General features: G+C 75.8%; 9 protein-coding genes. 5 read left to right on the plus strand and 4 right to left on the minus strand.

What is annotated here, in order from left to right; translation table 11 throughout:
* A partial coding sequence (locus GD970_RS20850) for an MFS transporter (protein WP_193315011.1) occupies nt 1-609 on the minus strand: 609 nt, incomplete at its 3' end.
* A 115-nt stretch (nt 610-724) separates the two neighbouring features.
* Between GD970_RS20850 and GD970_RS20855 the strand changes: the two genes are divergently transcribed.
* The 3 genes from GD970_RS20855 to GD970_RS20865 all read left to right on the plus strand — a co-directional run bounded on the left by GD970_RS20855 (nt 725) and on the right by GD970_RS20865 (nt 3,774).
* Complete coding sequence (locus tag GD970_RS20855) at nt 725-1,429, plus strand: HAD hydrolase-like protein (protein ID WP_152204809.1); 705 nt, start codon at nt 725-727, stop codon at nt 1,427-1,429.
* Nucleotides 1,426-2,382: an aminoglycoside phosphotransferase family protein gene (locus GD970_RS20860; RefSeq protein WP_152204810.1), complete on the plus strand. Its 957-nt coding sequence runs from the start codon at nt 1,426-1,428 to the stop codon at nt 2,380-2,382. The genes GD970_RS20855 and GD970_RS20860 overlap by 4 nt, the downstream gene beginning before the upstream one ends.
* Before the next feature lie 69 nt (nt 2,383-2,451).
* On the plus strand, nt 2,452-3,774 hold the full coding sequence (locus tag GD970_RS20865) for an AI-2E family transporter (protein ID WP_152204811.1): 1,323 nt from the start codon (nt 2,452-2,454) through the stop codon (nt 3,772-3,774).
* Between the two features lie 107 nt (nt 3,775-3,881).
* Here GD970_RS20865 and GD970_RS20870 read toward each other — a convergent pair whose 3' ends face one another.
* Nucleotides 3,882-7,412 carry an error-prone DNA polymerase gene (locus GD970_RS20870; RefSeq protein ID WP_282958510.1) on the minus strand — a complete coding sequence of 1,177 codons (3,531 nt, stop codon included), beginning with the start codon at nt 7,410-7,412 and terminating at the stop codon, nt 3,882-3,884.
* A gap of 127 nt (nt 7,413-7,539) precedes the next feature.
* Here GD970_RS20870 and GD970_RS20875 point away from each other — a divergent pair, with 127 nt between their 5' ends.
* Nucleotides 7,540-8,295 carry a DUF4190 domain-containing protein gene (locus tag GD970_RS20875; protein WP_152204813.1) on the plus strand — a complete coding sequence of 252 codons (756 nt, stop codon included), beginning with the start codon at nt 7,540-7,542 and terminating at the stop codon, nt 8,293-8,295.
* A gap of 85 nt (nt 8,296-8,380) precedes the next feature.
* Here GD970_RS20875 and GD970_RS20880 read toward each other — a convergent pair whose 3' ends face one another.
* Nucleotides 8,381-8,956, minus strand: a complete 576-nt coding sequence (locus GD970_RS20880; protein ID WP_152204814.1) for a dihydrofolate reductase family protein — start codon at nt 8,954-8,956, stop codon at nt 8,381-8,383.
* Between the two features lie 71 nt (nt 8,957-9,027).
* Complete coding sequence (locus GD970_RS20885) at nt 9,028-9,852, minus strand: MBL fold metallo-hydrolase (protein ID WP_152204815.1); 825 nt, start codon at nt 9,850-9,852, stop codon at nt 9,028-9,030.
* Between the two features lie 111 nt (nt 9,853-9,963).
* On the opposite strand from GD970_RS20885, the gene GD970_RS20890 reads away from it, so the two are divergent.
* The coding region (locus GD970_RS20890; protein WP_405002601.1) for a PEP/pyruvate-binding domain-containing protein at nt 9,964-10,271 on the plus strand (308 nt) is incomplete at its 3' end.

Below are 10,271 nucleotides of genomic sequence, written 5' to 3' on the forward strand. Positions count from 1 at the left end.
GGCCCGGGCGCCGGCGGGGGCGGGCCGGCGGGAGGGCGGCAGCAGCGTGTGCGCCGCCGCCGTGACCGCGGCGGCGGCGAGCGCGACGGCGAGCACCGCGCCGCGCCAGCCCCACACCTCGGCGGCCAGGCCGGCGAGCAGCCGCCCCGCCATCCCGCCCACGGTCGTGCCCGCGATGTACAGCCCGCCGACCCGGGTCACCGCCGCCGGGTGGACCTCCTCGGCGACCCAGGCCAGCGCCGCGGCGGGCACGCCCGCGAGCGCGACGCCCTGCAGCGCGCGCAGGCCGAGCAGCAGCGGGAAGGACGGCGCCCAGGCCACCAGCGCCCCGGCGAGGGCCGCGGCGGCGAGCCCGCCGGTGATGACCCGGGCCCGGCCCAGGCGCTCGGACAGCCGGGCCAGCGGCAGCACCGCGACGGCGATGCCGGCCGTGCTCACCGACACCAGCAGGCTCGCCTCGCTGGCGCCGACGGCGAACTCCCCGCCGATGGGCACGAGCAGCGGCTGCACCGCGTAGAGCAGGGCGAAGGTGGCCAGGCCGATGCCGAACAGCGCGCCCAGGGCGCGCCGCAGCTCGGGGGTGCCCTCCCGCAGCCCGCCCCCGCTCATCGGCGGCCGAGGCGGCGCGGGCAGGTCACCGGCCCACCCTACGACCGCCCCGGAACCCGACCTGCGCCGTCCGCCTATGGTGGGTGGGCCCCGACCCGGAAGGAATGGCCACCCCATGACCACCCCCGCCGACCCCCTGGCGCCCGGCGCCGGCACGCCGGCCACCGCCGTCCTGCTCGACCTGGACGGCACGATCACCGACTCCGCCGGTGCCATCACCCACTCGATCACCGAGGCCCTCGCGGTCCACGGCTACCCCGTGCCGACCCCGGCGCAGCTGCTGCGCTTCGTCGGCCCCCCGATCCGGGAGGGGCTCCAGCGCTTCGCCGGCGTTACCGACGCCGACCTCGAGGCCGTCGTCGCCGAGTACCGGGACCGCTACGCCGGGCGGATGCTCGACGTCGACATCTACCCCGGCATGGCCGACCTGATCCGGGACCTGCACGCCGCCGGCGTCCCCATCGCCCTGGCGACGTCGAAGATGCTCACCATGGCCCGCCCGATCCTCGCCCACGCCGGCCTCGACGAGTACTTCACCGTCATCTGCGGGGCGACGGCGGACGAGACCCGCTCGGCCAAGGCCGACATCGTCACCGACGCCCTCGACGGGCTGCGCGCCGCCGGCGCGGACGTCTCCGGTGCGGTGATGGTCGGCGACCGCCACCACGACGTCGACGGGGCCGCGGCCAACGGGATCCCGGCGGTGCTCGTGCGCTGGGGCTACGCCCAGCCGGGCGAGGAGGCCGGGGCCCGCGCCGTCGTCGCGGACGCCGGGGAGCTCGCCGCCGTGCTCGGGGTCGTCGCGACCGTCCGGCGATGACGGCCGCGCCGGACGCGGTGCCGGTCCCGGCGGCGCTGCGCGGAGGCTCTGGGGCCACCCGCGACGGCGCCGCCTGGCTGACCCGCCTGCCCGACCTCGTCGACCGGGCCCGCACCCGGTGGGGGCTGCGCCTCGAGGCGCCGTTCCCGGCGGGGACGACGGCGTGGACCGCGCCGGCGCGCACCGCGGACGGCACCGACGCCGTGGTGAAGATCGTCTGCCCGCACCCCGAGGCCGCCGCGGAGGCCGCGGGGCTGCGGGCCTGGGCCGGGCGCGGCGCCGTCGACCTGCTCGACCACGACGCCGCGACGTGGACGCTGCTGCTGCGCCGCGCGCGCCCCGGGCACGGCCTGGCGGCCGACCGCGCCCTGGCCGAGCGGCGGCCCGCCGTGCGCGTCGACGTCGCCGCCGAGCTGCTCGGCCGGCTGCACGCCGTCGACCGGGCGGAGGACGTCCCGGAGCTGGCCGCCCTCGCCGCCGACCAGGCGGCGCTGCTGCGCGAGCGGGCCCAGCGCTTCGCCGGTCCGCTGGGCGCCGACCCCGGCCTGCTGGCCGACGCGGCGGCGCTGCTCGACGAGCTGCCCCGGGGCGGCCGGCGCGCCCTGCTGCACGGGGACCTCAACCCCGGCAACGTCCTGGCCGACGACGACGGCGCCGGGCGGCGCCGGTGGCGCGCCATCGACCCCAAGCCCGTCCTGGGCGACACGGCCTTCGACGCCTGGCCGGTGCTCGCCCAGGTGGGCAACCCGTTCGCGGAGGAGGACCCGGTGGGGGTGCTGCGCGCCCACGCCCGGGTGCTGTGCGCGACGGCCGGCCTCGAGACCGACCGGGTCGCGGCCTGGGCCCTGGCGCGCTCGTGCGAGTCGGCGCTGTGGCGGGCGGCCGAGCTGGGCGATCGCGACGCCGCCCTCGCCGACCTGGCCCAGGCGCGGGCCTGGGCGCGGCTGGCCTGACCCGGCGCCGCCGGGCCGGTGCGTCGTGTCCCCGGCGTCCGGGGGCACCGGTGGGGCAGACTGGGCCCGATGGCAACGATGGGCGATCGCTCCAGGCGGCTGCTGGACCAGGTGGGCCGGCGCGCCGGCCGCGGCATGCCCCGCCGCTTCCGGCCCACGCGGCCCAGCGCGGTGGACCAGGTCATCCTGCAGCCCGAGGTGCCCCCGGCCCGCCCGGCCGTCCGCCCCACCGCCGCCGGGCGGGTGACGCTGCGCCGGCTGCCCGACCGGTCGGTGCGGGCCGAGAGCGGCGACGGCGTGCCGAAGTGGATCCGCAAGTACGGCCAGATGGCCTGGCTGCTCATCGGGATGGTCATCGTCGTGGGGATGATCGTCTTCGCGACGTCGCGCATCCAGGCGGTGTTCATCGCGGTGTTCATCGCGCTGGTGGTCACCTCGGTCCTCGACCCGATCGTCACGGGGCTGGCCAGGTACATGCCGCGCGTGCTGGCCACGGTGCTGGGCCTGCTCGGCTCGTTCCTCGTCGTCGCCGGGCTGCTGACCTACGTCATCACCTCGGTGGCGGGTCAGTGGCAGAGCCTGGCCGAGCGCTTCGGCACCGGCATCAACCAGATCCTCACCTGGCTCGAGACCGGCCCGCTGCCCTTCCACGTCACCCAGGCCGAGATCACCGACCTGATCAACGAGGCGGTCGCGCAGGCGACGACCTACATCCAGCACAACGCCGGCGACCTGGCCGGTCAGGTACTGAGCAACGCCGGGGCCGTCGCGCTGGTCTTCACCGTGCTGGCGCTGAGCCTGTTCGTGACGATCTTCTTCCTCGCCCGGGGCGGGCAGATGTGGCGCTGGTTCCTCAACCAGCTGCCGAGCAAGAACCGCGACCGGGTGCACGCCGCCGCCAGCGCCGGCTGGTACACCTTCTCCGGCTACGCCCGCGGCACGATGATCGTGGCGTTCTTCGACGGCATCCTCGCCTTCATCCTGCTCTCCGTGGTCGGTGTGCCGCTGGCCGCGCCGCTGGCGGTGCTGGTGTTCATCGGGGCGTTCATCCCGCTCATCGGCGCCCCGCTCGCCATGATCGTCGCGGCCGTCGTCGCCCTGGCCGCCGAGGGGTTCGTCGCCGCCCTCATCGTCACGGTCGGCGTGGCGCTCATCGGCCAGATCGAGGGGCACATCCTCGAGCCGCTGGTCATGGGCAAGCAGGTCTCGCTCCACCCGGTCGTCGTCGCCCTGGGTGTGGCCGCCGGGACCTTCCTCGGCGGGCTGCTCGGCGCGATCATCGCCATCCCGCTCATCGCCGTGGTCTGGGCGGTGTACTCCGCGCTGCACCAGAACGACCCGCCGATGGAGGACCCGCTGCCGCCGGTGCCGCGGCGGGGCCGGGCGGGCTGAGGTCGTCCCGCACGCCGTGACGCCGTGACGCCGTGACGCCGTGACGCCGTGACGCCGTGACGCCGTGACGCCGTGACGCCGTGACGCCGTGACGCCGTGACGCCGGTCTACCGGAAGTCGCGCGAGGCCGAGGGCACCACCAGGCTGAGCGGGGAGATCTTGTCCGCCACGAGGTTGGTCACCCCGTCCGCCCGCTCGAGCGTGCCGCGCACGACCAGCGCCGCGCTGGTGCGGGCCACCTTGCGGTAGCGCGCCCACAGCCCCGACGAGCACACCACGTTGAGCAGGCCCGTCTCGTCCTCCAGCGACAGGAACGTCACCCCGCCCGCGGTGCCCGGGCGCTGGCGGTGCGTGACCACGCCGGCCACCTGCAGCCGCTCCCCCGGCGGCCGGCCCGCCAGGCCGGCGACCGTGACGACGCCCCCGGCCGTCAGGTCCGCCCGGCGGAACTGGGTGGGGAAGGAGTCCGGGGAGACCCCGGTGGCCCACACGTCCGCCACGGCCGTCTCCACCGCGTCCATGCCCGGCAGGGCCGGCGCCTCGACGCCGACGGCGGTGCCCGGCAGCGGGGGCTGGTACCAGCCCCCCTCCCCCTCCCGCGAGACGTCAAGTAGTTCGCGAGATGTCACGGCGGCTGACGAGGCACGGCGGCCCGGAGGCCGACCGCGCCGCCGGGCGTGCCGGGTGCCGTGCTCGCCGGCGAGCACCCCGGCCGCCCACAGCGCCTCGCGCCGGTCCAGCCCGAAGCACCCCAGCGCCCCGGCGGTGGCCAGGGCCTCGAGCTGGGCGGCGGTGAGGTCGACCCGCCGGGCCAGGTCCGGCAGGTCGGCGAACGGCCCGCCGCGCTCGCGCTCGGTGACGATCCGCTCGGCGGTCTTCTCCCCCACCCCGCGCACCGGCGCCAGGCCCAGCCGCACGGCCAGGTGGGCGTGGGGGCGGACGAGACCGGCGACGTCGGCGAACGCCGGAGGCTGCAGCCGTGTCCCGGCAGCGGAGGGCGCCGGGGGCCCGCCGGAGTTGACGTCTCGTGCGGAAGCGCCGGAGTTGACGTCTCGCGCACGACTTGACGTCTCACCGGGGAGGGGGTGGGCGCGGTGCTCGACCTGGGCCTGGACCGCCGAGGCGTTGACGTCGGCGCGGTGCACCGCCACCCCGTGCCGGCGGGCGTCGGCCACCAGCGACTGCGGGGAGTAGAAGCCCATCGGCTGGGCGGCGAGCAGGGCCGCGAAGAACGCCTCGGGGTGGTGCACCTTCAGCCAGGCGCTGGCGTAGACGAGGTAGGCGAAGGAGAAGGCGTGCGACTCCGGGAAGCCGAAGTCGGCGAAGGCCTTGAGCTTGTCGTAGATCGCCTCGGCCACCTCGCTGGTCACGCCGTTGGCGGCCATCCCGGCCAGCAGCCGGCCGTGCAGGGCCTCCATCCGCTCCGACGAGCGCTTCGAGCCCATGGCCTTGCGCAGCTGGTCCGCCTCCGCCGGGGAGAAGCCGGCGACGTCGATGGCGATCTGCATGAGCTGCTCCTGGAACAGCGGCACGCCCAGCGTCTTCGACAGCGCCGGCTCGAGCAGCGGGTGCAGGTAGGTCACCTTCTCCCGGCCCAGGCGCCGGTTGATGTAGGGGTTGACCGAGTCGCCCTGGATGGGCCCGGGCCGGATGAGCGCGACCTCGACGACGATGTCGTAGAAGCACCGCGGCCGCAGCCGTGGCAGCGTGGCCATCTGGGCGCGCGACTCCACCTGGAAGACCCCGACGGTGTCGGCCGCGCACAGCAGGTCGTAGACGGCCGGGTCCTCCTGGGGCAGGGAGTGCAGGCCGATCTCGGTGCCGTCCGCGTCCGCATCCGCGCCGGCGCCCTCGTCCGCGTGATAGCCCGGGGCGTTGATGGCGTCGAAGGCCAGCCGTAGCGCGGTGAGCATGCCCAGCCCGAGCAGGTCGAACTTCACCAGCCCGGCGTCGGCGCAGTCGTCCTTGTCCCACTGCAGCACCGTGCGCCCGGGCATGGTCGCCCACTCCACCGGGCAGACCTCGATGACCGGCCGGTCGCACAGCACCATGCCGCCGGAGTGGATGCCCAGGTGCCGGGGCAGGCGCAGCATGCGCTCGGCGACGTCGAGCACGGGGTCGGGGATGCCGCTGACGTCGTCCGCCGGGGCCGGGGCCCGCCCGTCCCGGGTGAGCACCGCGGTGCCGTGCTGGCCGTCGTCGGGGCCGCGCAGGCTGCCCCACCGCTCGATGCTCTTCGACCACGCGTCCTGCTGGCCGACGTCGTACCCGAAGGCGCGGGCGGCGTCGCGCACCGCCGAGCGGGGCCGGTAAGAGATGACGTTGGCCACCTGGGCGGCGTGCTCGCGCCCGTAGCGCTCGTAGACGAACTGGATGACCTCCTCGCGCCGGCCGGACTCGATGTCGAGGTCGATGTCCGGCGGGCCCGAGCGTCCCGGGGAGAGGAAGCGCTCGAAGAGCAGCCGGTGCTGGACGGCGTCCACGGCGGTGATGCCCAGGGCGAAGCAGACCGCGGAGTTGGCCGCCGACCCCCGGCCCTGGCACAGGATGTGCCGGTTCCGGCAGAACTCGACGATCTCGTGGACGATGAGGAAGTAGCCGGGAAAGTGCAGCTGCTCGATGACCTCCAGCTCGTGCTCGATCATCGCGTAGGCGCCGGGCACCCGCTCCGCCCCGCGCGGGCCGTAGCGCTCGGCGGCGCCGCGGTAGGTCAGCTCGCGCAGCCACGTCGCCTCGGTGTGCCCGGGCGGGACGGGGTGCGGGGGCAGGTCCGGCGCGACGAGCTGGAGGTCGAAGGCGCACCCGGCGGCCAGCGCCACCGACGCGGCGACGGCGTCGGGGTGGCGGTGGTGCCGGGCGGCCATCTCCGCCCCCGAGCGCAGGTGGGCCGGGTTTGCGGGCAGCCAGCCGTCGATCTCCTCCAGGCTGGCGCGGGCGCGGGTGGCGGCTAGGACGTCGGCGAGCACCTGGTCCCCGGGGCGGGCGCAGTGCACCGCGCCGGTGGCCACCAGCGGCAGGCGCTCGGCCCGCGCCAGGTCCGCCAGGGCGTCGTTGCGCGCGGAGGCCAGCGGCCCGTCCTCGGTGATCTCCACGGCGACGTTGTCCCGCCCGAACAGGGCGGCGAGCCGGTCCAGCTCGGCGCGCGCGGCCCGGGCGCCGTCGGCGCCCTCCAGCGCCTGGCGCACCGCGCCCTTGCGGCAGCCGGTGAGCACCAGCCAGTGCCCGCCCGCCTGGGCGGCGAGGTCCTCGAGGTCGTAGTCGGCCCGGCCCTTGGCGCCGGCGGACAGGTGCGCCAGGGCCAGGGCGCGTGAGAGGCGCCGGTAGCCCTCCGGGCCGCGGGCCAGCACGAGGAGGTGGGTGCCGTCGGGGTCCATCTGCCCGCCGGCCCCGGCCGCCGTGGCCCCGCCGGCGCGCCCGGTGGTGGCCAGGTTCAGCTCGGCGCCGAGCACGGTGGCCAGGCCCAGGGAGCGGGCCGCCTCGGCCAGGCGCACCACGCCGTAGAGCCCGTCGTGGTCGGTCAGCGCCAGCGCCTCCAGCCCCAGCCGGGCGGCCTCGGCCGCGAGCTCCTCGGGCTGGCTCGCGCCGTCGAGGAAGCTGAAGGCCGAGTGGGCGTGCAGCTCGGCGTAGGGGACCGACACCCCACCAGTGTATCGAACGCACGTTCGATGCGAAGCCGAAACGTCCACGACCGGGCCGCCCAGCCTTATCCGACGCATTTCCCCCTATAAGGTGCGTCTGCCCACGAGCGATAGAAGGAGAACATCAGTGTCGTCACCGATCGGACACGAGCACAGCAGCCAGGAAGCCCCGGCAGGACCGCCCCACCAGGCGGACCCCTACCCCGGGCAGCCGTACGGGCAGGCGCCCGGCCCGCGGACCAACCCCATGGCCATCGCCGGTCTGGTCTGCGCCTTCCTCGTCTGGCCCGCGGGCATCGTGCTGTCCGCGATCGGGCTCCGGCAGATCAAGCGCACCGGCGAGCGCGGCCGCGGCCTGGCCCTCGCCGGGCTGATCGTCTCCATCGTCGCGGGCGTCGTCTCCATCATCCTGACGATCCTCGCCGTGGTGGCCGGCATCGCCGCCACGAACGAGCTCGAGCGGCAGGACGCGATCCGGGAGTCCATCGCCGAGAGCGCCGCCTCGCCGGACGAGGACGTGCCCGGGCTGACCGACCCCACCGAGGAGCCGGAGCCGGTGGCGGCCGACGGGCCCGCCGGCGCGGACGACGCCTCCCTCGCGGCGTGCGAGGCGATCCTCGGAGACGACCCGAACAGCCTCTTCAACCTCTTCACCGAGACCAGCTCGCTGTCCGACGAGGCCGAGCTCCTGGCCCACGCCGACAAGATCGTCACGCGCATGGCCGAGGCCAAGGCGCTCGCCCCGGAGGCGATGCACGCCGACCTCGAGCTCCTGGACTCCTCCATCGTCGCGATGCTCAGCGGCGCCCCGGTCACCGACCAGCTGTCAGCCGACGTGGAGACCGCGGTCACCAACCTCGGGACCTACTGCACGGGGGCCTGAGCCCGGCCACCCCGGAGGCCCGGCACCCCCACGGAGGGTGCCGGGCCTCTGGCGTGGACGGCAGCGCCGGCGGGACCCGCTGCGGTCAGACGCCCTCCCGCGCCCGCTCGTGGCGCAGCAGCACGACGCCGTTGCCGAACGTCCGGGTCTCGACCAGGCGCAGCGGCCGCACCCAGAACTCGGTCTCGCGGAACAGCGGCTTGCCGCGCCCGATGAGCACCGGGTGGATGTAGGTGCGGAACTCGTCGATCAGGTCGTGCCGCAGGAACGCCGCGGCCAGGTCCGCCCCGCCCAGCACGAGGTCGCCGCCGGGTTCGGCCTTGAGGGCCGCGACCTCCTCGGGCACGACGTCGCGCACGATGGTGCTGTTCCAGCCGGCCTCCTGCAGGGTGCGGGAGTAGACGTACTTGGGCTTCTCCCGCCAGATCGCGGCGAACTCGCGGATGATCTCGGGCGCGTCGGGGTCGGCGTCGGCGGTGGGCCAGAAGTCCGCCATGAGCTCGTAGACGACCCGGCCGTGGAGGAACGCGCCCATGGCGCCCAGCGTGTCGTTCATGTGCTGGTGCAGCTCGTCGTCGACGAGGTGCCAGTCGATCTCCCGGTTCGGGCCCTCGATGAAGCCGTCGAGGGAGATACCCATGTGCAGGACGATCTGGCGCATCGCAGGCCTCCGGGGGCTGGCGGGATCGTCTCAGTCTTCCCGATCCGGTCCGGGCACGGGGTCGGTTGGGCTCAGGTCTCGTCGTCGTGCTCGCCGTTGACCCAGGCGACGTGCCGGGCGGCCGAGTACCGCACCGCGGCCTTGGCGCCGGCGGGGACGACGCCGGCGAAGTTGCCGTAGAGCCGGTCGAAGGCGAGCGGCTCGACGGCGCGCGCCAGCCGCTCGACGACCGCGCCGGACAGCGGGATGCGGTTGGGGTAGCTGCGCATGAAGGAGACGGTGGCGCGGTCGGGGTTCGGGGAGATCGTGTCGCCGGCGAGCAGGGCCCCGGCCCCGCCGGCGCCGGCGGGCCAGTGGGCGACGGCACTGCCCGGGAAGTGCCCGCCGATCTGGTGCAGGGTCACCCCGGGCACCACCTCGAGGGTGCCGGACCACTGCCGCACCGCGGCGTCGGGGCGGGCGAGCCAGCGGGCGTCGGCCTCGTTGACGAGCACCGGCACGCCGCCCAGGGCCCGGCTCCACTCGACCTGGACGCCGAACATGTGCGGGTGGCTCGCCGCGATGGCGACCACGGGGCCGAGGTCGCGCACACGCCGGGCGGTGTCGTCGTCGAGGTAGCCGGTGGGGTCCCACAGCAGGTTGCCCGCGGGGGTGCGCACGAGCAGCGAGCGCTGGCCGATGCCGACCTCGGGGTCGACGGTGATGCCGAACAGGTCCGGCTCGACCTCCTCGACCGCCATCTTCCGCTCCGCGGTGCGCAGCTCCTCGAGGGTGGTCCACTGCTGCCCGGCGGCGGGCACCCACTGCCGCTCGTCGGCGCAGATCTCGCACACCTGCGGCGGGCGGGCGGTGTCGGGGTGCTCGACGGCGCAGGTGCGGCAGATCCAGACGGTCATGGGGCGATCCTGCCGATCCGTGCCAGGTTTGCCCAGCCCCTCGCGCACGGGCGTGGGCCGGGGACTATCCTCGGCCTCACGTGTCGCCGAGAGGCAGCCGTGGACGATGACGTGACGCTCGCGCCCCGCGAGGCCCCGATGGTGGTGCCGCTCGCGGACCCGCGGGCGCGCGCCGTGACGGTGGCCGGCGGGAAGGCGGCGAGCCTGTCGGCGCTGCTAGGCGCCGGGCTGCCGGTCCCGGACGGGTTCTGCGTCACCACCGCCGCCTACGACCGGGCAGCCGACGACGCCGGGTTGGGCGGGGCGCTGGCGGCGCTCGCCGAGGCGGGCGAGGGCGACGGGCCGGTCGCCGGAGCGGGGGCCGCCATGGCGGCCGGAGCCGGGCCGGCGGGCGCCGGGCCGGTGGCCGGCACGCCGTC

Source organism: Georgenia thermotolerans (assembly GCF_009193185.1).
Taxonomy (GTDB): Bacteria; Actinomycetota; Actinomycetes; order Actinomycetales; family Actinomycetaceae; genus Georgenia; species Georgenia thermotolerans.

Excerpts from the sequence above, each read along its gene's own strand:
- GD970_RS20880 (WP_152204814.1), bottom strand. The coding sequence starts at position 8,956 with ATGCGCCAGATCGTCCTGCACATGGGTATCTCCCTCGACGGCTTCATC.
- GD970_RS20860 (WP_152204810.1), top strand. The coding sequence starts at position 1,426 with ATGACGGCCGCGCCGGACGCGGTGCCGGTCCCGGCGGCGCTGCGCGGA.
- GD970_RS20865 (WP_152204811.1), top strand. The coding sequence starts at position 2,452 with ATGGCAACGATGGGCGATCGCTCCAGGCGGCTGCTGGACCAGGTGGGC.
- GD970_RS20855 (WP_152204809.1), top strand. The coding sequence starts at position 725 with ATGACCACCCCCGCCGACCCCCTGGCGCCCGGCGCCGGCACGCCGGCC.
- GD970_RS20885 (WP_152204815.1), bottom strand. The coding sequence starts at position 9,852 with ATGACCGTCTGGATCTGCCGCACCTGCGCCGTCGAGCACCCCGACACC.